The sequence below is a fragment of the Gillisella terrae genome (assembly GCF_004801395.1).
In the GTDB taxonomy this organism is placed as follows: domain Bacteria; phylum Pseudomonadota; class Alphaproteobacteria; order Rhizobiales; family Rhizobiaceae; genus Allorhizobium; species Allorhizobium terrae.
The window spans coordinates 308,179-333,135 of sequence record NZ_SSOA01000002.1; the positions used below are offsets into that span (position 1 = coordinate 308,179).

The 24,957-nt window shown below is 54.3% G+C and carries 20 protein-coding genes; 13 read left to right on the forward strand and 7 right to left on the reverse strand.

The window, feature by feature from the left end; genetic code table 11:
* The 3 genes from E6C51_RS05160 to E6C51_RS05170 all read right to left on the reverse strand — a co-directional run bounded on the left by E6C51_RS05160 (position 1) and on the right by E6C51_RS05170 (position 3,010).
* Positions 1 to 822, reverse strand: coding sequence for an ABC transporter ATP-binding protein (locus E6C51_RS05160; RefSeq protein ID WP_146929268.1), 822 nt, complete (start codon positions 820 to 822; stop codon positions 1 to 3).
* 8 nt (positions 823 to 830) lie between these two features.
* Positions 831 to 1,961 (reverse strand): ABC transporter permease, encoded by a 1,131-nt coding sequence (locus tag E6C51_RS05165; protein ID WP_190235264.1) that lies wholly within the window; start codon positions 1,959 to 1,961, stop codon positions 831 to 833.
* A gap of 200 nt (positions 1,962 to 2,161) precedes the next feature.
* On the reverse strand, positions 2,162 to 3,010 hold the full coding sequence (locus E6C51_RS05170) for a UDP-2,3-diacylglucosamine diphosphatase (RefSeq protein WP_190235265.1): 849 nt from the start codon (positions 3,008 to 3,010) through the stop codon (positions 2,162 to 2,164).
* 287 nt (positions 3,011 to 3,297) lie between these two features.
* Here E6C51_RS05170 and E6C51_RS05175 point away from each other — a divergent pair, with 287 nt between their 5' ends.
* The 4 genes from E6C51_RS05175 (at position 3,298) to E6C51_RS05190 (ending at position 8,852) form a co-directional block, all read left to right on the forward strand.
* The gene (locus tag E6C51_RS05175) at positions 3,298 to 5,601 is read left to right on the forward strand and encodes an NADP-dependent malic enzyme (RefSeq protein WP_146931127.1); all 2,304 of its coding nucleotides are present in this window, start codon (positions 3,298 to 3,300) and stop codon (positions 5,599 to 5,601) included.
* A gap of 270 nt (positions 5,602 to 5,871) precedes the next feature.
* Positions 5,872 to 6,612, forward strand: coding sequence for a helix-turn-helix transcriptional regulator (locus tag E6C51_RS05180; RefSeq protein WP_190235266.1), 741 nt, complete (start codon positions 5,872 to 5,874; stop codon positions 6,610 to 6,612).
* 211 nt (positions 6,613 to 6,823) lie between these two features.
* On the forward strand, positions 6,824 to 7,468 hold the full coding sequence (locus E6C51_RS05185) for an acyl-homoserine-lactone synthase (protein WP_146929255.1): 645 nt from the start codon (positions 6,824 to 6,826) through the stop codon (positions 7,466 to 7,468).
* Positions 7,469 to 7,766: 298 nt separating this feature from the next.
* Positions 7,767 to 8,852: a DUF2865 domain-containing protein gene (locus tag E6C51_RS05190; RefSeq protein WP_190235267.1), complete on the forward strand. Its 1,086-nt coding sequence runs from the start codon at positions 7,767 to 7,769 to the stop codon at positions 8,850 to 8,852.
* Positions 8,853 to 8,999: 147 nt separating this feature from the next.
* Here the strand turns inward: E6C51_RS05190 and E6C51_RS05195 are convergent, their stop codons facing one another.
* Positions 9,000 to 12,416: a YhdP family protein gene (locus E6C51_RS05195; protein ID WP_190235268.1), complete on the reverse strand. Its 3,417-nt coding sequence runs from the start codon at positions 12,414 to 12,416 to the stop codon at positions 9,000 to 9,002.
* Between the two features lie 123 nt (positions 12,417 to 12,539).
* Here E6C51_RS05195 and bcp point away from each other — a divergent pair, with 123 nt between their 5' ends.
* From bcp to sseA, 8 genes are all read left to right on the forward strand, one after another.
* Complete coding sequence (gene bcp, locus E6C51_RS05200; RefSeq protein ID WP_146929245.1) at positions 12,540 to 13,010, forward strand: thioredoxin-dependent thiol peroxidase; 471 nt, start codon at positions 12,540 to 12,542, stop codon at positions 13,008 to 13,010.
* Positions 13,011 to 13,142: 132 nt separating this feature from the next.
* The gene (locus E6C51_RS05205) at positions 13,143 to 13,982 is read left to right on the forward strand and encodes a ferritin-like domain-containing protein (RefSeq protein ID WP_190235269.1); all 840 of its coding nucleotides are present in this window, start codon (positions 13,143 to 13,145) and stop codon (positions 13,980 to 13,982) included.
* 131 nt (positions 13,983 to 14,113) lie between these two features.
* The gene (locus E6C51_RS05210) at positions 14,114 to 15,373 is read left to right on the forward strand and encodes a M23 family metallopeptidase (RefSeq protein WP_146931124.1); all 1,260 of its coding nucleotides are present in this window, start codon (positions 14,114 to 14,116) and stop codon (positions 15,371 to 15,373) included.
* Between the two features lie 100 nt (positions 15,374 to 15,473).
* Positions 15,474 to 15,707: a hypothetical protein gene (locus tag E6C51_RS05215; protein ID WP_146929239.1), complete on the forward strand. Its 234-nt coding sequence runs from the start codon at positions 15,474 to 15,476 to the stop codon at positions 15,705 to 15,707.
* A gap of 87 nt (positions 15,708 to 15,794) precedes the next feature.
* A complete protein-coding gene (locus E6C51_RS05220) occupies positions 15,795 to 17,249 on the forward strand; it encodes a cryptochrome/photolyase family protein (protein WP_190235270.1) in 1,455 nt (484 codons plus the stop codon).
* A gap of 162 nt (positions 17,250 to 17,411) precedes the next feature.
* Positions 17,412 to 18,449, forward strand: a complete 1,038-nt coding sequence (locus E6C51_RS05225) for a cysteine synthase A (RefSeq protein WP_146929233.1) — start codon at positions 17,412 to 17,414, stop codon at positions 18,447 to 18,449.
* Positions 18,450 to 18,457: 8 nt separating this feature from the next.
* Positions 18,458 to 19,195, forward strand: a complete 738-nt coding sequence (locus tag E6C51_RS05230) for an alanyl-tRNA editing protein (protein WP_190235271.1) — start codon at positions 18,458 to 18,460, stop codon at positions 19,193 to 19,195.
* 17 nt (positions 19,196 to 19,212) lie between these two features.
* Complete coding sequence (gene sseA, locus E6C51_RS20245) at positions 19,213 to 20,646, forward strand: 3-mercaptopyruvate sulfurtransferase (protein ID WP_190235272.1); 1,434 nt, start codon at positions 19,213 to 19,215, stop codon at positions 20,644 to 20,646.
* A 46-nt stretch (positions 20,647 to 20,692) separates the two neighbouring features.
* Here sseA and E6C51_RS05240 read toward each other — a convergent pair whose 3' ends face one another.
* The 3 genes from E6C51_RS05240 to E6C51_RS05250 form a co-directional block, all read right to left on the reverse strand.
* Entirely contained in the window at positions 20,693 to 21,901 is a 1,209-nt protein-coding gene (locus E6C51_RS05240) for an MFS transporter (RefSeq protein WP_190235488.1), read from the reverse strand.
* A gap of 258 nt (positions 21,902 to 22,159) precedes the next feature.
* Positions 22,160 to 22,606 carry a ribosomal maturation YjgA family protein gene (locus E6C51_RS05245; protein WP_190235273.1) on the reverse strand — a complete coding sequence of 149 codons (447 nt, stop codon included), beginning with the start codon at positions 22,604 to 22,606 and terminating at the stop codon, positions 22,160 to 22,162.
* Between the two features lie 137 nt (positions 22,607 to 22,743).
* Positions 22,744 to 23,955: a serine hydrolase domain-containing protein gene (locus E6C51_RS05250; protein WP_190235274.1), complete on the reverse strand. Its 1,212-nt coding sequence runs from the start codon at positions 23,953 to 23,955 to the stop codon at positions 22,744 to 22,746.
* 36 nt (positions 23,956 to 23,991) lie between these two features.
* Here E6C51_RS05250 and E6C51_RS05255 point away from each other — a divergent pair, with 36 nt between their 5' ends.
* On the forward strand, positions 23,992 to 24,954 hold the full coding sequence (locus tag E6C51_RS05255; RefSeq protein WP_190235275.1) for a helix-turn-helix domain-containing protein: 963 nt from the start codon (positions 23,992 to 23,994) through the stop codon (positions 24,952 to 24,954).
* The last annotated feature ends 3 nt before the right edge of the window (positions 24,955 to 24,957 follow it).

Consider the following 24,957-nt stretch of genomic DNA (forward strand, 5'->3'; position numbering starts at 1 on the left):
TCAATCGGCCAGTGAGGCGCGAACCTCCTGCTGTTTAGGAATAGAGCGCGCCCTTTTTCCTCTGAAATAGGACTTAACCCAAGCTTCGTCACAGGTCAGCATATCTGCCAGGGTTCCTTCGACCGCCACACGCTTTTGCCCAAGCACCGCAATTCGGTCGCAAACCGAAAACAGGCTATCAAGGTCATGTGTCACCATATAGACGGTCAACCCCAAAGTATCGCGCAGCCGGGCAATCAGTTCATCAAACTCCGCAGCCCCGATTGGGTCAAGCCCAGAGGTTGGCTCATCCAGAAAGACGAGATCAGGGTCCAGCGCCAGCGCACGCGCAAGGGCCGCTCTTTTGATCATACCGCCGGACAACTCGGACGGATATTTGTCACCCGCGTCGGCAGGCAAACCAACCATCTCGATTTTAAGATAGGCCAGTTCATCCATAAGCCACTTGGGCAGCTTCAAATATTCCCGCATCGGCAGCTGAATATTTTCTTTCACCGTCAGTGAGGAAAACAAAGCGCCTTGCTGAAAAAGCACGCCCAGACGTGTATCGAGATTGGCGCGCTCGGACACACTGCAACTATCATAATCGGTATTGAGAATTTCGATCTTGCCAGCGCGCCGCGGCAACAAGCGCAAAACCGTGCGCATCAACACCGACTTGCCGGCACCGGACGCGCCCACGAAGCCGAGAATCTCGCCACGAAACACGTCGAGATCAAGATTGTCCAGCACCAGCTTGTCACCGAAACCAACCGTGAGGCCGCGTACCGAGAGGACTTTCTCGCGGTCTTGATTGCTGCTTTTTGCGCTCTTCTCTTCCACGCCGCCCCCTAAAAATTGATCGCGGCGTAGAACATGGCAAAAAGCCCGTCCATCAGGATGACAACGAAAATCGATTTCACCACCGATGCCGTAACGTGGTGCCCGAGTGACTCGGCGCTGCCGCCCACCTTCATCCCCTCAACGGCGGCCACAATGCTGATGACAATCGCCATGAAAGGAGCCTTGATCAGACCTGCTGCCAGCGTCGTATAATCCACCGCATCATGCAGGCGCGACAAAAACACCTGAAATGTAATGCCAGAATAGGCCCAGGTGACAACAGCGGCACCGTAAAGTGCAGCAAAATTGGCAATCACGGTCAAAAGCGGCAGCGCAATCACCAAGGCAATAATGCGCGGCAAAACCAGCACGCCGATAGGGTTGAGGCCGATCACCTTGAGCGCATCCACCTCTTCGCGCATTTTCATGGAGCCGATTTCTGCGGTGATGGCGCTGCCAGAGCGACCTGCCACCATGATGGCGGTCAGCAAAACGCCGATTTCGCGCAATTGCAGAATGCCGACGAGATCGACCACAAAAACTTCAGCGCCAAAATAGCGCAACTGAAACGCTCCCTGCTGGGCAATAATCGCGCCGATCAGAAAGGACATCAGCAAAATAATCGGCACGGCGCGCACGCCCATGTGGTCCATCTGGTTGACAACAGAGGCAATTGACGCGCTGCGTCCGCGCTTTTCCTTGGATTGCGCGCCCCGCACCGCCGAGCCCAAAACATAGCTCATCGCCACAACATCATGCCAGATATCGATGACAAATCGTCCAATCGGATCAAGAACAAGCTGTACAGGTGAGCGGTTGGAAAGGTTTGGCGGCGGCACTTCAGGCTGTTCGGGCAATGCTGCGATCAGCTCGCGCATCACTTCGCTGCCGCCGACCACTTTCGCATCGCCATGCTCGGCAGCAGCCAACTGCATACGGCGGATAAGCCAGGCCCCGGACGTGTCGAGCTTGGAAACGCCCGAAATATCAATTTCGACACGTGTATGGGAATCACTTCGCAGATCATTCAACTGACCCAGAACAGCATCTATGGTCGTGTTGCGCCAAACACCAGAAAGGCGGAGCCTTTGCGCGGCACCACCTTCAAACTGCTCGACGTCAATCGCTGCATTGTCCATTGAACCGGAACTCAAAATTTACAACTTTTCAGGGTCTTATCTTCTCGACCAACCCCGACCGCCTATCGGTCGTGTTCCGGCGACTATAGCCTGCCTGCCACACAATGCCAGCCATTAGCATCGTGAAAAGTGTTGTCTGAGAGCTCTCAACACTTCAATTCACAGGCTTTTGTAGTCGAAAGCCACCGAACGCCTGTCTATCAGGCGCTTTGCCGCTCAGCGGCAAGCGCTCCATCTGCGGAAAAGCCGCGAATCGGTTCCATCGGCGCGAGCAAGCGCGGCTCCGTTGCGGCTCCATAGCGCTTGCCCCATTCAATCAGCTCGAAACTGCCATCGAAATTCTCAACAACAGCCGTGCAGCTCTCCACCCAATCGCCGGTGTTAATGTAGTGAATACCATCAACGTTCTCCATCACCGCATGGTGAATATGGCCGCAGATGACGCCATCCACATCATTGCGGCGCGCTTCTTCCGCCACAACTTTCTGAAACTCACCAATGAAATTAACTGCGTGCTTGACCTGCAACTTGGCCCAGGCTGAAAAGGACCAGTAGCGCAACCCCAGACGACGACGCACGGCAGAGAGCACGACGTTGATGGCGATTGCCATATCATAGGCCCAATCGCCCAGATAGGCCAAAAGCCGGGCATTGCGCACCACCACATCAAACTGATCGCCATGCAACACGAGATAGCGCTTGTTATCCGCAGTTTCGAAAATCATCCGGTCCGCCACTTCGATGCCGCCGAAGTGCATGCCGGGAAAATCACGCAGAAATTCATCATGATTGCCGGGAATATAGATGATCCGGGTTCCCTTGCGGGCTTTGCGCAACAGCTTTTGCACAACATCATTGCAGCCCTGCGGCCAATACCAGCTACGCTTAAGACGCCAGCCATCAACAATATCGCCGACCAGAATAATTGTTTCGGCTTCATAATAGCGTAAAAAGTCTAGCAGAAAGTCTGTCTTCGCAGCCTTTGAGCCAAGATGCACATCCGAAATGAAGAGGGTTCTCACATGCCGCGTTTCGGTTTCGATGCTCACGAGGATGATCCTTTTACGGTCGACTTCTCTGCCTTTTCAAAAACAGACTCGTGTATCAGGAAGATGACACGCACTTTGGCGGTGTCGTTTTGCACACATAATAGCAGCGAAGAGCGGCAGGGCCATCATATTTTTTTAACGCTAACCCGCGAAATGCCGGGGGCAATATCGCTCTGCGCGCCAAAGAAGCGCACCATTCTGCCACCGCCAGAGAAATATCTTCTGGTCCGCACGCCGTTTTGTTGTATTTAGGGGGTCTATCAATGAACGATGAACCGGCGAACAATATGACTGACGACAAGACAAAGACATCGCCCACCTCTGGTGATCTGGATGAACAGGCCCTGTTTTACCATCTCCACCCGCGTCCGGGTAAGTTGGAAATTCAGGCAACCAAGCCGCTTGGCAACCAGCGCGACCTGGCGCTTGCCTATTCTCCGGGGGTTGCTGCTCCATGTCTGGCGATCAAGGAAAACCCGCAGGCCGCTGATGATTACACAGCCCGCGCCAATCTCGTCGCTGTCATATCCAACGGCACTGCCGTGCTTGGTCTGGGCAATATCGGCCCTCTCGCCTCCAAGCCGGTGATGGAAGGCAAAGCAGTTCTGTTCAAGAAATTTGCCGACATCGATGTGTTCGACATCGAGGTCGATGCGCTGACTGTCGATGGCATGGTGTCTACCGTGGCGGCCCTTGAGCCAACCTTCGGTGGCATCAACCTCGAAGACATCAAAGCACCGGAATGCTTTGAAATTGAACAGCAATTGCGCGAGCGCATGAATATCCCCGTCTTCCACGACGATCAGCACGGCACCGCCATTATTGTTGCTGCCGCGATTTTGAACGGATTGGAGCTGGCCGGAAAATCCGTCGCTGACGTTAAAGTCGTCACCTCAGGTGCCGGTGCGGCCGCCCTTGCCTGTCTTAACCTTCTGGTGTCGCTTGGCGTCAAGCGCGAAAACATCTGGGTGCATGACATCGAAGGTCTGGTTTACAAGGGCCGCAATGAGTTGATGGATCCCTGGAAAGAGATCTACGCGCAGGACAGCGACAAGCGCGTTCTGGCAGAAAGCATTGGCGGTGCCGATGTGTTCCTCGGCCTGTCTGCCGCTGGCGTGCTGAAGCAGGAACTTCTGGTGCAAATGGCACCAAACCCGCTGATCATGGCTCTGGCCAATCCCAAGCCTGAAATCATGCCGGAGGAAGCGCGCTCTGCCCGCCCCGATGCCATGATTTGCACGGGCCGTTCTGATTATCCCAATCAGGTCAATAACGTTCTGTGCTTCCCCTACATCTTCCGTGGCGCGCTGGATTGCGGCGCAACCACCATCAACGAAGAAATGAAAATGGCCGCCGTCAAGGCCATTGCCGCTCTTGCCCGTGAAGAAGTGTCTGAAGTGGCTGCCAAGGCCTATACCGGTGACACGCCAACCTTTGGCGCGGAATATCTCATTCCATCGCCGTTTGATCCGCGCCTTATTCTGCGTATTGCTCCAGCTGTTGCCAAGGCTGCTGAAGAGACCGGTGTTGCCCGTCGTCCGATTGCCGATTACGACGCTTATCTGGAAAAATTGAGCAGGTTCGTCTTCCGCTCCGGCTTTATCATGAAGCCAATTTTTGCCACCGCCAAGACGGCTGCGAAAAAGCGGGTTATCTTTGCCGAAGGCGAAGACGAGCGCGTGCTGCGCGCAGCCCAGGTGTTGCTGGAAGACGGCATTGGCGAACCCATCCTGATTGGCCGTCCCCATATTGTCGAAGCACGCTTGCAGCGTTTCGGACTTCGTATCCGCCCGAACACGGATTTCGCGATTATCAATCCAGAGGACGATCCGCGCTATCGTGACTATGTTGATGAGTATTTCTCCATCGTTGGCCGCGCTGGCATCAACATGGAGGCAGCCCGCACGATCGTCAGAACCAACACAACGGTGATTGGAGCACTCTCTGTTCGCCGTGGCGAAGCAGATGCCCTGATCTGCGGCGTTGAAGGCCGCTTTGACAAGCACGTGCGCGATGTTGGCCATATCCTCGGCAAAAAGCCAGGCATCCGTGATTTTTCCGGTCTCAGCTTGCTGATTTCGCAGCGTGGCACCATTTTCATGACGGACACGTTCGTGACGGAAAATCCACCGGCTGAAGAAATTGCCGAAATGACAATTCTGGCTGCGGAAACCATCCGGCGTTTTGGTATTGTACCGAAAGCCGCCCTGCTGTCGCACTCCAACTTTGGCTCGCGCAATTCGGAAAGTGCACGCAAAATGCGCGCAGCTCTGGAAATTCTGAAACGCGAGGCACCAGAACTCGAAGTGGATGGCGAAATGCAAGGTGGTTCTGCTCTTTCGGAAACACTGCGCCGCCGCGCCATGCCCAACTCGACCTTGACTGGCGAGGCCAACCTGTTGGTGTTCCCGAACCTCGACTCGGCCAATATTTCGTTGGGGATTGTACGTTCCTTCACCGACGCCTTGCATGTTGGGCCAATCCTGCTTGGCGCAGCCTTGCCCGCCCATGTGCTCTCAACGTCCGTAACATCGCGTGGCGTTGTCAACATGGCAGCACTGGCCGTGGTGGAAGCCAACCAGTTCGACTGACCTGTCACTTGATCTTTGAACATGCCCCGGATCCGAAATGCTCCGGGGCATTTTTTTGATTGGGACACGTCAGATTGAATGTGACAATGTTTCACATTTTTTCACGCGTGAATAAATACGCACAAGTATTTGAAAATTTTGAATAAAACTCAAAAATATCCTTGCAGGAACTTGGTTTTTGCCTTCATAATTGCACAGTACAGCTCTGGTTGAGCCATAGACATTTTGACCGAATGGTAGAAAATAACCCCATAAATGAGTGGGGTTTGAATGCTTAACAATGATGTCTATTTCGATTTACTGGATTGGCTCGACACATCCCAGCCCATCACGCCTGTCAATTTTCTAAATCGGCTGCAAGAGAGCTACGGCCTTTCGGGCTGTCTTTATGTTGATGCCGCTTATTCCACATCCGGGCTTTTTGTTCATCGCCACTACCACAGCTTTGGCTCCTCGGCGGAAAACTCTGTCACACTTCTCGGGCAACCGATATTAAGCAATGTTCTGGCGCAGCTCATCCGGGCTATTGAGCCTGTTGATATGGAAGACCTGCCGCAGCGCGATAAGGACTGCATGGTTCTGCGCAATAAATTGCGCGATCTCAATCTGCCCGCCCGCGCAGTCAGCTATCCCCTGCTGTCACACGATGGAAGGGGAGCCATTTTTGCTATTGCCCATGATTTACCCTTGGAGGAATGGCGGGATTTTCGGCGCAATTTTGACCGCGATATTCATAAGCTGGCTGGAAAATATCATGCAGCACTGATCAAAACCCTCGATCATGACGGGCGTGATCCGGCAAGAAAACTGACGCAGCGTGAACAGGAGACCCTTCGCTGGACAGCCGCCGGCAAGAGCTATTGGGAGACATCGATTATCCTCGGCATATCTGAGCGCACAGTGCGCTACTTCATGGCCAATGCCCGCCTGAAGCTCGATGCGGTTTCAAACACGCAAGCCGTGGCAAAGGCCGTGTGGCAGGGATTGATACCACCGGATCTACGTGAGTGATTGAAAAATTACGCTTTTCCTTTAGAGTTTTACTAAAAGACTGACACCCGTTTGAAGCATACAGACCGCCGCACACAGGTTCAAACACAGTAAAAAGCACAACCCAAAACCATTACCCTATAATTGCATAGAAATAAACTGTCTCTACCGTCAGTTTCATTTAATCTGTATTTTTTGCAAGCTCAACTCGTCCCAAGACAAGGAGTTGAGCATGATAAAGATTTTGAATGGTAAGCATAAACAAACCCAACAAGCGGCGCTGGCCGACATGTTTCGGCTGCGCAAAAAGGTGTTTCATGATCTGCTGAAGTGGGATGTGCTCGTGCAGGGCGATTTTGAGATGGATCATTATGACGATGCAAACCCGATCTATGTCATGTCCTATGATGATGCCACCGGTCGCTTGCGGGGTGCCTTGCGGCTTCTGCCGACCCTTGGCCCGAACATGCTGGATGATACATTTCCTGTTTTGCTCGATAGGCAACCTGAGATTCGCAGTGCATCGATTTGGGAATCCAGCCGGTTTTGTATTGATCCCGAAATTTCGCTCGACCGCTCTTCCAATCAGGTCAGCGTTGCCGCGGCAGAGCTGATGTGTGGCGTTGGCGAGCTTGGCCTTGCATCCAATCTCAGCCATATCGTCACGGTGACCGATGTGTTTTTGGAGCGCATGTTCCGGCGCATGGGTTGCCCCGGCGAGCGCATTGGCGCGCCCCATAAAATCGGCAGCGTCCATGCTGTTGCCATCGCCTGGGAGGTCAACCAGGATCTCCTTGATCGCATGAAGCAGGTTGCCACCATTTCCGGCAATCTGCTGCCAGCCCCAATGTCGCTCGAACAGGCAAGGGCTGCGTGAGCGATTGCCGCTGCTCCAAACTGCCTCAGTGCTGTGGGTTGAAAAACCATGGCACTGTGGCCGCGCCTGCATAGAGGATCGGCTTTTTACATATCTGTTTTTTGATATACTAAAGATCATAGAGGGTTCATGGTTGCATCGCCCTGCCCTATGCGGCAAAACAGCTATTGCAACATTGCCTGAATAGGAATCGTTTGCGACCGACAAGAACGCCGTGCATTTTATAGATCCCACAGCGGTGATGGATATTCACCGTAAAACTGCCATTTGGATGTGTATGCGCACTTGGGCCAAATTGATGATCGCATCGAGCATTGGCTCGATGGCAATGAACCTTGGAGCGCTGGCGCAGGCAAACGAGACCTGCGAGGCGCTGAAGGCGGAGCTTGCGCAAACGCCAATCACCATTGGCAGCATGGCAGATGCCCGGCTTTTTGCCGGTGCAGTAACCCGGCAGAGCTTTGAAATTCGCAAAATCCAGCAAAACATGCAAAGTGCCGGTTGTTCGTCCAGTGTCAGCGTGCTGGATGCGTCTGGCCATGATATTTGTCAGGACATGCAGGCGACCCTTGATGCCATGCAGGCAAACAAGCAGCAACTATCGCGACAAAGAGAGGCTGCCAACAGCAAGGGTGGCATTAATCCGCGCAGAAAAGAATTGCAGGCCGCCCTGCAAGCCAATGCCTGCGCCACGGAAAGATCGCAGCCGCCAGAAAGCACAGCCGACGCCGCAGAGGAGCCAAGGCCGTTTGAGGCTCCGGTCTATCCGGAATATTCAGGCCCGGCCACACCCCCTTCCGGGATGTTACGAGGCGAGTTTGTTCAACCCTATGGTCAAAGCGGTTATCGAACACTGTGCGTTCGGACCTGTGACGGTGCTTTTTTCCCCATATCGCCCAGCACGCCACCGGCGGATTTCGGCCGTGACGCTGCGCAATGCCAACGCATGTGCCCCGGTGCCCAAACGGAGCTTTATTATTCTCAGCTGAATCAGGAAGCCGACGACATGGTTTCGACCATCACCGGCCAGCCCTATCGGGACATGCCCAATGCATTTGCCTATCGCAATCGACCGCCGGGAAAACCGGGCCAGTGTGGCTGCAACGACATGGCAACAACACCCATATCCGCGCCGCGCGCTGAATCATCATCGGTGATCAACATCCGAACCATCCCGGCTGAAAAGCCCAAAGACATTGCCTCGCCACCCTTGCAACAGCCGCAAGCGGACAAAGATAAAGCGGACAAGGATAACGCGCCGCTTCGTGTTTATAATCCCGATAGCGCTCATATACGTCAGGTCGGGCCTACGTTTTTCCCCACCGCCAGTAAAAGCCTGGATCTCAAACATCCCGCTCTGGAAGGCCCACAGCCGCAGCAATAGAGTTTACCCGAGAAAACCGGCTTCCACTTTTCGGCCGATGGTTTTTCTCACGCATCGGTTGCCCGAAAACCGGTTCCCACTTTTCGGCCGATGCTTTTTCTTACGCATCGGTTGCCCGAAAACCGGTTCCCACTTTTCGGCCGATGCTTAGAACTCAAATATCTGTCGGAAAACGCCCGGCGCGATAATTGAAAGTGGATTAACGGCGAGATGGGGTGACTCCGTTGCCCCAGTCAGTTTGAAGGTGATTCCGAGCAGGCCGCGATCACGGCCATTGCCAAGAATGAACCCAATGATTGGCACCTCGGCAAACAGGCGGTTCAAGCCATAGGCAGGCATGAAGGTGCCGGTCATTTCCATATTGCCGCGCGCATCCTTGATCACACCCTGAAAAGAAGCCCCAACCTGCTCACCGCGTACAACACCGTTTTCGGTCGACAACACGCCGTTTTTGTAAATCAGGCGGGCAAAAGCGCGCTGAAATTTTTCGCTGCTCACATCAATATTTTGCTTCACGGCGCTATTGAGGCTTCGTCCATCATTCGGCGTTGGTGTGGTGACGATCTTTTGCAGCTTTTCCTCATTCTCCACTCTGAAGTTGCGCAGATCGAGGCTGCCTGTCCAGTTCTTGGGGATATCGCCACGAATGCGCAAATCCAGCATACCGCCGCGCATATGGTTGTAAAGATCCACCAGACGCGCCAAGTCACCCGCATCACTGGTAATGACGGATATCTGATCAGAGCGTCCATCCTTGCCCGATTGCACCACAATAGCCTGACCACTGCTGGTGACACCGCTCATGTTCAGCAGGATCAACCCGCCGTCCCGTGCGCCGTAACGCAGTTTCACCCCGCCGAGACTTTCATTATTGAAGCCCACGACCTTGTCCAGGCCAACACTGAGGTCAAGGTTGAGCTTGTCCGCGCTCTTGTCTGATGATGAAGAATCGCCACCACTGCCGGACTTCAGCTTCTTGAACAATGAGCGCGCATCCAATGCCGCGCCATCCACCTTGACCGAGGTGACGCCCTTGTTGGTGCGCAAACTGACGCTGAAATCATCCTGACTTGCGAGTTTGACACGATCAAAGTCGGCAGAGACAACGCCGGTCTTGGAGACAAGCATTTTGCCCTGCACACCAAAGCCGTCACCGGAGAAATTGAGTTTATCAAGCGTGTTCAAAGAGCCCTTGGTGGTCAGCTCCAGGGATAGTTTTGCCGAAATGCCTGGCCCCTTGCTCCAGCCGAGCCATGGCACGTTCACAGTGGCTTTGCCCAGGTCTGCCTTGACCATCTGCCTCTGCTCATCAAGACGAGACAGTTCAAGATCAATTGGCCCATCGATCAGCCCTTTCAAATCGGGCACCAGTTTATCGCGCTGCGAGTCGCTCAACGTCCCTTCGACACTCCACGACGGCGGTCGTTTGGAATTGCGCTCAATCGGCTGGGTGAGATTGATCTGCATGGGAATGCCATCAATATCCCCCGTGCCATCCAACACTGCATTTTTATCATCAATCGCCAGACCGCCGGTAAAACCGGTTATTTTTCGCTCCTGATAAGGGCGCGTCAAATCAACGTTCTTCAATTGCAGATCAGCGTGCCAAACCGGCGGTGGCGGATCCTGCTCGTCCAGCAGACCGCCGAAGAACTCCACATGCGCCTTGATATCACCTTTGAAATCATCGGGCACAAAATCGGTCCTCTGCAAACCCTCTATGGGCTTGAAGGTCGAAAGTTCTGCCACGGCATCCGCCGCACCACTGAGCGATAGATCAATTTTGGCCATCAGTGGTTTGAGATAGACATCATCAATCGTGAACGTCCCTCGATCCACACTCACCTTGCGTCCGGAGGCGAAATAGGATGTGCCGCTATCAATCGCCACCTGAAGCTTTGGGCCTTCGAGATCAAAATGGCCGACCATATCGCGGATTGGCGGAATATTGCCCGTCGTGCTCATCCGCGCATTGGCAATATCAAACTTTATCCGCAACTCGTCCGGTCCCAGCAGCAATGGGGTGGGAATAAATGTCATTCGGCCAGCCGGAATAAACACATCAATCGACGCATTGCTGATGGTGCCGCCAAACAAATTGGCCAACACCCACACGCGCGGCTTGGCTGCCATCCAGTAAGGCCATAGTTGCTTGACAAAGCCGGTCCTCATTTCCTCCAGCTTGCCGCTAAAACGGATTTCGGGCGATTTATCGCCAAAGCGCACATTCAATGTGGAATGCATCATTCCATTGGGAGTTGAAACCGTCAACTCACTGAAACTAAGATCACGTGTCGATGGAACAAACCGACCAAAAGCCTTAATCGAAAAAGGAAAACTATCTTCGCCTGCGGCAGGGACCGATGCCGTTCCTTGATCAATCAGCAAATCAATGCCAATTCCGGCTGCCGTATCACCCGGATCACGCTTGAGCCGATCAAGATCCACAAACCCGCCATTGAAGGGTACATGCAAAGGGCCAAAATCGAAAGTTGAGCGACGAATTTCCGCCGTCAGCCGATCAAAATCATAGGCAACATTGATATCGGCCTGCGTCAGATGCTGCTCCTCGCCATCCACGTAGATCGTACCATCGGCTGTTCGCATCCGCATTTCCAGTGCGGGTTTGCTGTCTGGCGCTGCTCGGCGCGCAACGAGATCAACATTAACCTTGGTATCTGCACCTTCACGGCGCGAACCGTCGGGCAAAAACTTCATGGTAAAAGGCGTTGCCACAAGGTTGCTCATGGTGGCGGTCAAAGCGACCGCACGGCCCTTGTCAGACTGGGCTTCGGCTGAAATGTGGCTCACCTTGCCATCAATGGAAACCTGGCCTTGAATAGCCAACGCATCGCCTTTGCGCCGGGTCATGACCAGATCATCGATAGAGACGGCGACTGCACGGTCGATATTGTCTCTGGCGGTGAGGGAGATACCACCGATGCGTAGCCGATCCAAACCACCGCGCGCAATGAAGCCGCGCACGTCATCGACATTGAGAAACAGGTTTTCCAAAAGCTCTGGAAATTGATCAATCCGAAAATTGGCAAGGCTGAAATTACCCTTGCCCACAAAGGGGGACCGATCAAAATGAATATTGTCAGCCTCGATCTCCGAAACGGATATACGCCCAATCAGGATTTGCAGCGGGCTTATCACCAGTTTGACCACGCCCGTTTCCGCCACAAGCTCTCCTGATGCCGGGTCGCGGAGCCGCAAATTCTTGGCTGCCACCGCCAACCGCCATCGTTTGGAAAAGCGGATCGATGTTTTGCCAATTTCGGCGTTAAAGCGATCACCAAGAGACGCTTGAAGCTGGGTACGGGCAAGCGTTGACAACGCCTGATCCAGAGTACCGGTTTCGATCGCTGCACTCACCGCGCCAATCGAGAGGGCAGCAATCACAAAGATCCACAAAATGAACCGGTAAAACTTGCGCGTAAAACCAAAACGAGGTGGGCAGTGCACAACAAGGCTGTCTTCAGCCTGCGCGGATGGCATAGACTCCAGGGACACAATATCGCGTTTACGAAAATGGACCTTCTCGCCCCGGATTTCCCCCATGCCTCGTCCGTATCTCCTGAAAATTCCACAGAATCGCATGGACGTCGCTGGACGCCATTGCCATGCCCTCTATATCTTGAAGCAACCTGTATTTCCAGAAACCGACAAAAGAAAGGTATCGGCATGGCCGATTTGGCGATTGGACAGATTGCTCCAGACTTTATGTTACCCCGCGATGGCGGCGGCACTGTGGCGCTCTCATCTTTTCGAGGTAAACCCGTGGTGGTTTATTTCTACCCAAAAGACAACACGAGCGGCTGCACCGTTGAGGCAACGGCCTTTACCGCGCTTGCCGATGCCTTTGAAAAAGCCAATGCCGTGGTGATTGGCATCTCGCCCGACTCTGTCAAGAGCCATGATAAATTTGTGGCAAAGCACAATCTTTCCATCATCCTTGGCTCCGATGAAGAAAAAACCACCCTTGAGGCCTATCAGGTGTGGAAGGAGAAAAGCATGTATGGCAAAACCTATATGGGTGTCGAGCGCACCACCTACCTGATCGACCGCGATGGTAAAATTGCCGCCATCTGGCCAAAGGTGAAAGTGCCCGGCCACGCCGAAGCCGTGCTGAAAGCTGTCGAGGAACTCGGCTGAACAAAGCTCTCCCAAGCATCGGCTGCATTGAAAAGAAACCCGGTTCCCACTTTTCGGCCGATGCTTTTTCTTTCGCATCGGGTTATCCGAAAACCGGTTCCCACTTTTCGGCCGATGCTGTAGAACCACCCCATGCCTGATATATCTTTGCCTGACACATCTTTTCAAACACTCCGCGCCGGCGCGACAATGGCCATTGTCGCGTCAGACCTCGATGACAAGATCCGCCTTGCACAGGAAACGGCAAGGCGGTGGCATAGTCGCAATCTCTCTTTGCGCTCGCCACTTGATCCGCCCTTGCCAGACAGGCCGGGACGCCCTTCAAAACCTGTTCTCGTGCCGCCAAAAGCCACGGAAAAGCGCTCGCTGCACACCCTGCCCGGCCGCATTGCCATGCTGCATGCACTCGCACATATAGAATTGAATGCTGTCGATCTCGCGCTGGATATTGTCGCACGTTTTGCCAGCGAGCCTGTACCACATTCCTTCTTTGATGGCTGGATGCTGGTGGCCTTTGAGGAGGCCAAGCATTTTGGTTTGGTGCGCGATCGCCTGAGAGCATTGGGTGCCGATTATGGCGATATGAGCGCCCATGACGGCCTGTGGCAGGCCGCCCATTCGACCCGCAACGACCTCACGGCCCGGCTTGCCGTCGTGCCGCTGATTTTGGAAGCACGCGGCCTTGATGTGACGCCGTCACTGCAAGTCAAAATGCGAGAAACCGGCGACCATGAAAGCGCTGATGTCTTAAAGACAATCTATGACGATGAGAAAGGCCATGTTGCCGTTGGCGCAAAGTGGTTTCGCTTTTTGTGCGCCCGTGAAAAGCGCGATCCGGCCAAAACATTTCAGGAACTGGTGCGGGCCAATTTCCGTGGCACGCTGAAAGCTCCGTTCAACGACATCGCCCGCGCGGAAGCAGGCCTGACACCCTCTTTTTATCGCAGCCTGTCCTCCATCAGCCACGCATAATCCCTCTAAATTCAGGGAACTTACCACCTTACCCGCACCACATAAGACTTTGTTAACCATGACAGAGTGTAATGGAAGGAGATCGATTCTGCCGTGATGCGCGGCAGACAAGCCAATATCCGGGGTGCGAGATGGGCAAAAGCGGCTTGAACGGCTTCTGGACACGCGCGCAAAAGCAGCATGTCCTGATCCTGGCATCAGGCGACACGATCCGCCATATGAACATACGTCCATGGATGGCGGGCGCTGCCGTTACACTCGCCGCTGTCGGCTGCATTGGCTATCTTGGCGCAACATCCTATCTTGTCATGCGCGATAGCCTGATTGGTGCCTCCATGGCCCGCCAGGCGCGCATGCAGCACGATTATGAAGACCGGATTTCGGCGCTTCGCGCTCAGGTGGACCGCGTCACCTCCCGCCAATTGCTAGACCAGCAAGTGGTGGAAGAAAAATTGCAAAGTCTGCTCGAGCAGCAAATGGCTCTTTCTGCCCGCAGCGGCAAGCTCGGATCCTTGCTGGATCGCGCCGGTGACGTTGGCATTCTGACCTCACCAGATGCATCACAAGCGTCGTCGGAAAAAGCTGACGTTTCTGAGCCCGCGTTGAACACGAGCGCAAAAAGCAATCGTACAAAGCTGTTTGGTGCTGGCCTGCAAACGAGCTCATCCACCGAAACCGTGGCGGACAATGCTGACCGCGTCTTTCAAAATGTAACATTGTCCCTGAAGCAAATTCAGCAAAGCCAGCAAGCACGCATTCAATCCCTTACCGCCCAGGCAACCGAAAAAGCCAATGCGATACAGGCAATTTTGGACCGCAATAAAATCAAGCTCGACAGTCCGGCTGCGGGCGAAGATGCCATGGGCGGCCCCCTCATGCCAGCGGATCCAAAACTCGGCTTTGCACCCACATTGGCAGGGTTGGATGGCGCGCTGAACCGGCTTGAGACCGCCCGCGATACCGTCAAGGACATGCCCTTCGCCAATCCTGCCCCAACCCATGAAATCACCAGTCCATTTGGCAACCGAACCGATCCGCTTCTTGGCCGGCTGGCGCTGCACCCCGGCATCGATTTTCGCGCAGCCACGGGTGCGCCGATCAAAAGCGCAGGCGCTGGCAAGGTGCTGGTGGCAGGCGAGGTGAATGGCTACGGCAATATGGTTGAGATCGACCACGGCCAGGGTGTTACAACCCGCTACGGCCATATGTCGCGCCTCAACGTCAAAACCGGAGATATGGTCGATGAGGGGCAGGTTATTGGCTTTGCGGGATCCACCGGCCGTTCCACCGGCCCCCACCTGCATTATGAAATCCGCCGAAATGGTGTGCCAATCAACCCGATGAGCTTTCTTGTCTCAGGGTTGAAACTGAAGGAACTGGGCTACCAATAACTGCCTTGGCAGCGTCGGCGGAAAATAGCCTATGGCGCAACCCACTCTTCACATTTGTTTGTTATTACGAGCAAATAGATGAAAAAAAACGGAAAATGATATGTGGCTTGAACTTCATGATGGTGACGGACTCCCGATTTACGTGAACATGAACAATGTGATCGACTTTCGGTGGTTTGAGCGGGAGCGCTACACATTTTTGCTGACAAATGCGCCGGTGGCCGAAAAACTACACCGTCTGTACGTGCGAGAAAGTGCCGTTGAAATTATGAGTATGATCAGGCAGGAACAAGAACGCTTGACGACACTGTCACGCGGCACACCCGCCTCGTGACCTCAGCCGTTCTTTTCAAAAGACAAGACTGATCCATGGAATGTGTGACGGCGTATAGAGACCACATCATCCTATGCGAGTTTGCTTATGCCCTCACCGACATCAACAACACTCGTCTGGCTTCGCAAGGATTTGCGACTGGGCGACAACAGGGCCTTGACGGCTGCCATTCAATCGGCGCAGCCGGTTATCGCCGCCTATATCCGTGAGCCGCAGGATGCAGACACAGGCCCCTTGGGCGCTGCGCAAGGCTGGTGGCTGCATCATTCCCTTAAAAGCCTTGCCAATGATTTGGAAAAGCTCGGAAGCCGATTGATTTTGCGAAGCGGGCCTGCCGCCGATGTGCTGGACACATTGATCAAAGAGACCGGTGCAAATACGGTTCATTGGAACCGTCGTTACGATCCGGCTGGAATGGCCATTGACACCCAAATCAAGACCCGTTTGCGACAGGCAGGCTTGACGGCCCACAGCCATAGCGGCTTTCTTTTGCATGAACCATCGCAGGTCAAGACTGGCACTGGCGGCTCTTATCGGGTCTACACGCCCTTTTGGCGCGCCATTGAACGTGCAGGCGATCCGCCGCCACCGCTTGCCGCCCCCGATACGATCAAAACGCCAGAGATCTGGCCAGACAGCGAGCCTCTTGAAAGCTGGAATCTGCTTCCAACCAAACCCAACTGGGCCAAAACCTTTGCGGAAATTTGGTCGCCGGGCGAAAATGGCGCGCAACAAAGACTGCAACACTTCATCAAACACGGCTTGAAAGGCTATCGCCGCCAGAGGGACTTTCCGGCAGCCGATTCCACCTCACAGCTTTCCGCGCATCTGGCATTGGGTGAAATTTCGCCTGCCCAAATCTGGCATGGCACGATTGATCTGCCAGATGCAATTGAGAGCGAAGACATTGTGCATTTTCGAAAAGAGCTGGTCTGGCGCGATTTCTCCTATCATTTGCTGTTTCACTTTCCGGCGTTGCGGAGCGAAAACTGGAACGCCAAGTTTGATAGCTTCCCTTGGGTCAAGAACCAGACTCGACTACAGGCTTGGCAGCAAGGGCGGACGGGCTATCCGATTGTGGATGCTGGAATGCGCCAGCTCTGGCAGCATGGCACGATGCATAATCGCGTGCGGATGATTGCGGCCTCTTTTCTGATCAAGGATTTGATGATCGACTGGCGCGAAGGCGAAGCGTGGTTTCGCGATACCCTGCTTGATGCCGATCCGGCTTCAAACGCTGCCAGCTGGCAATGGGTTGCAGGCTCCGGCGCTGACGCCTCACCGTTTTTTCGCATTTTCAACCCCATCACCCAGGGCGAGAAATTTGACCCGGACGGAGCCTATATTCGCCAATTTGTGCCGGAACTTGCAAAGCTTCCCAACAGCCTGATCCATAGACCCTTTGAGGCTCCCGCGCCGATCCTCGCCAAAGCCGGTATTGTTCTTGGCTCAACCTATCCTGAGCCGATTGTCGATCACAAGCATGCCCGTGAAGAGGCTCTGGCCGCCTATAAGGCCCTGTCTGTGGATGATGGTGATTGAAGCAAGGTTTTTCGTCTTTACCCCTTGCCGCGCAATGACATTTCTTGTCATTCAAGCCCTATAGGTTGAAAACACGCACTGTTTTTATGCATTTCCGCCCGCAAAACCGCTATACACCTTTGCTGGAAATGCTCTATCTTCCGGGAAACAGAAAGCGTGATCATGGCATTTCACCCCTCCGTACTTGAAGCGATTGGCAACACGCCCCTCATCCGGCTGAAGGCGGCATCACAGGCCACCGGCTGCACCATTCTCGGCAAGGCAGAATTTCTCAATCCCGGCCAGTCGGTCAAGGATCGCGCCGCCCTCTACATCATCAAGGATGCCGAGCGCCGCGGTCTGCTGCGGCCCGGTGGTGTTATTGTTGAAGGCACGGCGGGCAATACCGGCATTGGCCTGACGTTGGTGGCCAAGGCGCTTGGCTATCGCACCGTGATTGTCATTCCGGAAACGCAAAGTCAGGAAAAGAAGGACGCCCTGCGTCTGCTGGGAGCAGAGCTGGTGGAAGTGCCTGCCGTTCCCTATAAAAATCCCAATAATTACGTGAAGCTCTCGGGCAGACTGGCCGCGGAGCTGGCCAAGACCGAGCCAAATGGAGCCATTTGGGCCAACCAGTTTGACAATACCGTCAACCGCAACGCCCATATTGAAACCACTGCCCGCGAGATTTTCGAACAAACCGCAGGCACGGTTGATGGCTTCATTTGCGCCGTTGGCTCCGGCGGCACGCTGGCGGGCACAGGCATGGGGCTTCGCAATCTCAAGCCATCTGTCAAAATCGGTCTGGCCGATCCGGAAGGGGCTGCCCTCTATGAATTCTACACCAATGGTGAACTGAAGTCCTCCGGCTCCTCCATCACCGAAGGCATTGGCCAAGGCCGCATCACCGCCAATCTGGAAGGATTCACGCCGGATTTTGCCTATCAGATCCCGGATGCCGAAGCCCTGCCGATTGTATTTGATCTCGTGGAACACGAAGGCCTGTGCCTTGGCGGCTCCTCAGGCATCAACATTGCCGGTGCCATCCGCTTAGCGCGTGATCTTGGCCCCGGCCATACAATCGTGACGATCCTGTGCGATTACGGTAATCGTTATCAGTCCAAGCTTTTCAACGCCGATTTTCTCAAGCAAAAAGGTCTGCCACAGCCCGAGTGGATCAGCACCAAGCCTGATTTTACCATTCCCTTTGAAACACCGTAAGGATGACCATGCCCACATTGCCTCTGTTTCGTGACGATTTCTATCTTTCGACAGCGGAGGCCAATGTGACGGCCGTGCATGAAGATGGCTCGATTGAGCTGGACCAGACATGCTTTTACGCTACCTCCGGCGGACAGCCGGGGGACACCGGCTTTCTGGAGCGCGCTGACGGCTCTAAAATTCAGCTTGGTATGACCGTGCATGGCGCGGACAAGTCCATCATTCTGCATAAGCCTCTCGCTGATCAGCCCGTTGCAGAGATTGGCGAAAAGCTGGTGCTGCATGTGGACTGGCCGCGCCGCTACAAGCTGATGCGCATGCACACGGCCTGCCACCTTCTTTCTGTTGTCTGCCCCTACCCCATCACCGGTGCATCTGTTGGTGAAGACGAAAGCCGGGTGGATTTTGACATGACCGACACCATTGAGCGCGCGGATGTCACCGAGAAGATGATGCAACTGGTGACGGAAAATCATCCGGTCTTTGTGAACTGGATCACCGATGACGAGTTGCGCGCCAATCCGAATATCGTAAAATCCAAAAATGTTAGGCCGCCACTTGGTTTGGGTCGCGTTAGCCTTGTTTGCATTGGAGAGAACTCCGCCGTTGACAGCCAGCCCTGCGGCGGCACACATGTGTCTGAGACGCAGGAAGTTGGTGCGATTCACATCGCCAAAATCGAGAAAAAGGGCAAGGAGAACCGGCGTTTCCGAATTCGCTTCGGATCAATGGATGCTTTGGCCTGATAGCAACGGAGAGAAGCATGTCCGCGGAGAGAAGCCGGTTTATCGTGTCTGCCGAATGGGTGCGCAAGCAATTGGGGGCACCTCAATTTCGCGTTGTCGACGCTTCATGGTATCTGCCCGCTCATAACCGCAATGCTGCGGTGGAATATTCGGAAGGTCATATTCCGGGCGCTGTCTTTTTCGATCAAGATCAGATCGCGGACAATTCCTCTTCACTGCCCCACACCCTTCCTTCGCCCGAAAGCTTTGCCGATGCCGTTGGTAAGCTGGGCATTGCCGACACAGATACCATTGTTGTTTATGACGGGCCGGGCCTTTTTTCCGCACCCCGCGTCTGGTGGATGTTGCGCGTGATGGGCGCGCCGAATGTGTTTGTGCTTGACGGCGGTTTGGACGGCTGGAAGCAGCAGGGCTTGCCTTTGGAAACCGACCTGCCGGAACCGGCACCCGCGACCTTCAACGCGGTCTTCAATGAGGCGCGCGTCACCTCCTTTGCCGATATGCGCAAAATTGTTGACGAAGCCAGCAGCCAAATTGCCGATGCCCGCCCGGCTGGCCGCTTTACCGGCGAGGTTGCCGAGCCGCGTGCTGGCATGCGCTCTGGCCATATGCCGGGCGCGCGCTCCGTGCCTGTGACCTCTCTCAGTGAGAACGGCCATTTGAAGAATCTGGCAACCCTGCGCTCCATCTTCATGGAAGCAGGCATTGATCTCACCAGGCCGGTTGTCACCAGTTGCGGATCGGGTGTGACGGCAGCGGCAATTACTCTTGCACTTGAATCGATCGGCCATCGCAGCAATACGCTTTACGATGGCTCATGGTCTGAATGGAGCTCGAAAAAGGACACGCCAGTTGTGACCGGCCCGGCAGAGCCGCTTGAAACGGCCCTGCCCGCACCGTTGAGCGCCCATGTCACCAAGCTGGAAATGACATCGGCACCCAAGACCAGTCTGCCAGTGCCAATCAATATTCAGACTGCAATTATTCGGGCAACCGAGATGCCACTGGCTTACTACCGGTTTCTCTATCGGCAGGTTGGTGGCCGCTGGCACTGGTATAAACGCCTTAAAATGAGCGATAGCGCGCTCCAAGCGGTTATTCACCACAAGGATGTGTCGATTTCCGTGCTCTATGTGAATGGCGCGCCAGCTGGCTTTTTTGAGCTATGCGAGCAACCCGACAACGTTGTCGAGCTGTCCTATTTCGGCCTGTTTGAGCATGCGCTTGGCCTGGGTATCGGCAAGTGGTTCCTGCTTCAGGCGCTCTACGCTGCATGGCAAAGCGCGCCGTCAAAAGTGGTGGTGATGACCAACACGCTCGACCACCCCCGCGCGTTGCAGCTCTATCAGCAATTTGGTTTTTCGCCTGTGGAGACATGGGAAGAGCTGGTGGTGCCTGTATCGGACGAAGAGCTGACGGCACAGCTCCGTAAGGATTATCATATCGGCTGAGATGCGTTTTGGTCGCCGATGCAAATCGGCGACCATACACGCTGCATTATGCAGTGGCAGCGACCTGATGGTCATCACCGCGGCGGCCAATCAGCACCATGGAAAGAGCTGCCATCAGGCACAAAATGCCTGCGATTAAAAAAGCTGGAAGGTAGCTGTCATATTCTGTGCGACTGAAGCCACCACCCCAAGCGGCAAACGCCGCACCCAATTGATGACCGGTGAAGACCCAGCCAAAAACCATATTGGAACGCTCGCCAAATCGATCCGCTGCCAATTTTACGGTCGGCGGCACAGTTGCCACCCAGTCCAATCCATAGAAAATGCCAAACAATGACAGTTCGTAAAAACTGAAATTGGTGAAGGGCAGATAGATCAATGACAGGCCGCGAAGCCCGTAATAGCTGAACAGCAAGACGCGACTATCAACCCGATCGGACAGCCAGCCTGAGCCGATTGTGCCGAAAAAGTCAAAAATCCCGATCATCGCCAGAATACCGGCTGCCGTGACGGGCACAATGCCGAAATCGCCGCAGAGCGACACGAAATGCGTCTGCACCAGACCATTCGTGCTGGCACCACACACGAAAAACGTGCCAAACAGCACCCAGAACGTGCGTGTCTGCGCGGCGTCCTTCAAGACGATCAACGGCGAAGCAAGCATTCCCTTAAACGATGTTGTTGCTGCGACTGGCACCGTTGCCCCGCTTGCCCCATAAGGCGCGATGCCGATATCCGAGGGACGATCCCGCATGAACCACAAAACACCGATAGCCGCCAAGAGCAGCATCGAGAGCACAAACATCAGCGCCACGCGCCAGCCATAGGCCTCCGTGAGTGCGGCAAGCAGCGGCAGGAAGACCAATTGGCCGGTGGCTGTGCTTGCGGTCAGCAATCCCATCACCAGACCACGCCGCGCCGAAAACCATCGCGTCACCACCGTTGCGCCCAGCACCATGGCTGTCAGCCCGGTGCCTAAACCAACCACCACGCCCCACAGCAAAAAAAGCTGCCAGACCGAGGTCATGAACAATGACCCCAAAACGCCAGCCGCAATCAGTACAAGTGCGGTTGAGGCCACACGGCGAACACCGAAATGGTTCATGAACGCCGCCGCAAACGGGCCCATAAATCCGTAGAGGACGAGACGAACAGCAAGCGCCGTTGAGATCTCCGCCGTGGACCAGCCGAATTCCTTTTCCAGCGGGCCAATCAAAACGCCCGGTGCGCCCACGGCACCCGCTGTCACCAGCATTGTTAAAAAGGTGACCGCAGCAACAATCCAGCCGTAATGAACGCCGCGTTTGGCAAAAAATTTGGGTAGTCTCGATGTCTTGCCATTCTCGACCGCGTTCACATCCGCCACTGCCTTTATATCCCCAACTGCCTTTGCATCCATTGTCATAAGGCCCATCTCTATGATCTGGCGAACAGGAACCGCCGCGAAATCATCTTGCACAAAACATCGCTTATTCTGCTCATAAGCGCCTGCTTGTTTGCGCACAAATGAAATTCATTGATGTTGTGATGAGCCCGGCTGATCCTCGAGACGGCCCCTGCTAACTTTGCCACCCAGCCAATCCGAGATCAGCGCCGCGAGCGTGATACCAAGCGTGTAGGCCAGAATATTCCACAGGGAAAACACCTTGCCCAGCAACAAGGCTCCTGCCGTGGTTTCGCGAAATGCATCCAGCCATGGCGTATGCACAAGACGTAACAGTTCAACCGCAATGGCGAGAGCGGTTGCAAGAGGCCAAACAATCCCGGTTTTCTGTCGCGGCAAGGTGGCGGCTATCAGAAGATAAACCATAGCGCCCCAAAGCAGCGAGCCACCATATTTCACGATCAGGAACGATAGGCCTAAGCGATAACCAAAAGCCCTGAGCGACAAGCCCAAAATGATCACTAAAATTGCCGCAACAACCAGCCCGATCTGGCGAGACCTTTGGTCAACATGCATATGCTCAGCCCTAAACGATTCAAAAGATAACAGGCGCGTTCTATAACGAACCGCAAATGAGGAGAAGCCGACATCCTCCCGAATGTCGGCTCCCTCACTCAAAGGCTCAAAATAACGCTTTCCCAAAGCCCTCGGTGCTATTTCACGGTGAGATTTTCGGAAATCTTTTTGAAGAATGCCAAGTTATCCTTGTCAAATCCCAAAGGACTTGCTGGCGCATCCAGTTTCACAATCACCGTATGGGTCTCAGGATTCACATAAGTGTACTGATTGAACAGACCTATGGCCGAATAGGCCGGTGAGTTGTGAACTGTCCACCATTGGTAAGCATAGCCAACGCCGACATCCGGATCGACCAGCGACGAATCCTCTGGTGCTCGGGTAGAGAGCGCCACCCAATCTTTCGGCACAACTTGATGGCCATTCGCTTTGCCGCCGTTGAGCATCATCAGACCAAAACGGCCATAATCGCGCAAGGTGGCATTGTAGCCAGCGCCATAAAACTCGCGACCGACATCTTCAGGCCCGTCCAGCAAATAATAGGCGCTGGCCTCCATGCCCGCTGGCTTCCATATCTTTTCGCTCATGTAGTTTGCGCCCTTTTGGCCAACAGCGGCTTCGAGGACACATCCCAAAACAGATGTATCAAGGGTGGAATAATTGAATACCTTGCCGGGGGGATTCAACGTCTTTGCCTTATCGCGGGCGTAATCGCACCAACGATATTTGTAGCCCACCAAGGAGTTGTTGTGCACCTCGGTCAACTGCGTATCGCTGCCAAACTTGTAGACCTCCTGCCAGTCAATCCCCGAGCGCATCCGCAGCAGATCAAGAATGCGCACGCCTGCGTAGGCCGTGCCCTTCCAAGACGGCAAATAGTCTTCAACCTTATCGTTGACGCTCTTGATCTTGCCTTCCGAAACCGCAATCCCGATCATGGTGGCCAGCAGCGATTTGGCCATGGAAAATGACATGAAACGTGTCGTGTCATGGCTGCCGTTGCGATAGACCTCCTGAACAATCTTGCCGTCTTTGATCACCAACAGCGCGTTTGTCGCTGTGCTTTCCAAAAAGCTGTTCAAGCTCTCATCTTTGCCGTCAAAGGTGAATTTATCGCCGATGGGACCAATCGCGCGCGGCAAGGGCGCGGCAGCCTTACCCGCCTCTACCGTCCGGGTTGCAAACATGTGATCCAGATTTTGAAAAGTGAGAAAATTCAGGCTTGGGTCCATCATGGCGGCGCGGGCATTGACCATTGTCGGGGTCAGCCATTTCGATTCTTCCGCGTGCACCACCGAAGTCGAAATTGCCAGTGCCAAAAGCACAGAACCGTGTATCTTAAGTGTCATAAACAACTCCTCCAATTGTTGACTGATCAAGGTTAAATGATGGGATTTGATAGAGCTATCCACCGCGCCACTGAGGTCTCGCCTAAAAATCAGGCAGGGATCATGCCCGTGCGGAACAAGCAGACCTATCTCGATGTCAGCGACTATTCGGTTTCGCAGCAGGACTGGAGTGTGCACACCAACCAATTTGGCTCAGGCCGATTCAAAGCAACCCACGAAATGCTGAGGATTGGCCAAATCACAATTGCGCGTGAACGCATCAACATGGCGGTGACGCAGGATACCAGCAGCCCACGCGATCAACTCTGCCTGCTCTTTCCGCGCCAATCGCACCATGGCTGGCGCGTGAACGCCCATTACGAAAGTGAAGCTGTTGTCGCCATGCGCCGCGGCGGAACCGAGCTTCTCATCCAGCAGAGTGGAGAAAGCGAAATTATCAATGTTGAACTGCCTCTCAAGCTCGCGGGCACGGAGAATAGATCACCAAGCGTGGAATCGCGCCCAATCAGTCCTTACGATGTTCAACTTGTGGATTGGTTGAACTGTCTTCTCGCTCAAGACGAACCTATGACAATTGAGATGGCGGAGGCGCTGGAAGACATTCTGTTTATGCGCCTCATGCATTGCCAGCACCTGTTTCACAGCACTGTGAGAATGAACCTTACCCGCCCAGCCCTTGTCGATCTTCTCAAAAAAATAGAACACCATCTCAAGAACGACGATCAGCAGCCTTCAAATCTTGCAGCGCTGGCACAGGCGCTACAAACAACACCCGCAGAAATTACATCTGCATTGCAAAGAGCCTATGGCTACAAGGCCGATTATTGGTTCCGAATAAGGCGACTGAACGGCGCACGGCAAGCCCTCATTCGTGCGAAACATAAAAATGCTGTCACAGGAACAGCGACACAATGGGGATTTTTCCACCTCGGGCGATTTTCGATGGAGTACAAAGCACTTTTCGGCGAAGGTCCAAACGAAACCCTGCGATCGAGATGACCG

Bases quoted from the DNA above. Each gene is read 5' to 3' on its own strand.
- E6C51_RS05165 (WP_190235264.1), bottom strand. From the start codon at position 1,961: ATGGACAATGCAGCGATTGACGTCGAGCAGTTTGAAGGTGGTGCCGCG.
- E6C51_RS05175 (WP_146931127.1), top strand. From the start codon at position 3,298: ATGACTGACGACAAGACAAAGACATCGCCCACCTCTGGTGATCTGGAT.
- E6C51_RS05180 (WP_190235266.1), top strand. From the start codon at position 5,872: ATGCTTAACAATGATGTCTATTTCGATTTACTGGATTGGCTCGACACA.
- E6C51_RS05185 (WP_146929255.1), top strand. From the start codon at position 6,824: ATGATAAAGATTTTGAATGGTAAGCATAAACAAACCCAACAAGCGGCG.
- E6C51_RS05190 (WP_190235267.1), top strand. From the start codon at position 7,767: ATGATCGCATCGAGCATTGGCTCGATGGCAATGAACCTTGGAGCGCTG.
- E6C51_RS05195 (WP_190235268.1), bottom strand. From the start codon at position 12,416: ATGGGGGAAATCCGGGGCGAGAAGGTCCATTTTCGTAAACGCGATATT.
- bcp (WP_146929245.1), top strand. From the start codon at position 12,540: ATGGCCGATTTGGCGATTGGACAGATTGCTCCAGACTTTATGTTACCC.
- E6C51_RS05205 (WP_190235269.1), top strand. From the start codon at position 13,143: ATGCCTGATATATCTTTGCCTGACACATCTTTTCAAACACTCCGCGCC.
- E6C51_RS05210 (WP_146931124.1), top strand. From the start codon at position 14,114: ATGGGCAAAAGCGGCTTGAACGGCTTCTGGACACGCGCGCAAAAGCAG.
- E6C51_RS05215 (WP_146929239.1), top strand. From the start codon at position 15,474: ATGTGGCTTGAACTTCATGATGGTGACGGACTCCCGATTTACGTGAAC.
- E6C51_RS05220 (WP_190235270.1), top strand. From the start codon at position 15,795: ATGCCCTCACCGACATCAACAACACTCGTCTGGCTTCGCAAGGATTTG.
- E6C51_RS05225 (WP_146929233.1), top strand. From the start codon at position 17,412: ATGGCATTTCACCCCTCCGTACTTGAAGCGATTGGCAACACGCCCCTC.
- E6C51_RS05230 (WP_190235271.1), top strand. From the start codon at position 18,458: ATGCCCACATTGCCTCTGTTTCGTGACGATTTCTATCTTTCGACAGCG.
- sseA (WP_190235272.1), top strand. From the start codon at position 19,213: ATGTCCGCGGAGAGAAGCCGGTTTATCGTGTCTGCCGAATGGGTGCGC.
- E6C51_RS05240 (WP_190235488.1), bottom strand. From the start codon at position 21,901: ATGCTGGTGACAGCGGGTGCCGTGGGCGCACCGGGCGTTTTGATTGGC.
- E6C51_RS05245 (WP_190235273.1), bottom strand. From the start codon at position 22,606: ATGCATGTTGACCAAAGGTCTCGCCAGATCGGGCTGGTTGTTGCGGCA.
- E6C51_RS05250 (WP_190235274.1), bottom strand. From the start codon at position 23,955: ATGACACTTAAGATACACGGTTCTGTGCTTTTGGCACTGGCAATTTCG.
- E6C51_RS05255 (WP_190235275.1), top strand. From the start codon at position 23,992: ATGATGGGATTTGATAGAGCTATCCACCGCGCCACTGAGGTCTCGCCT.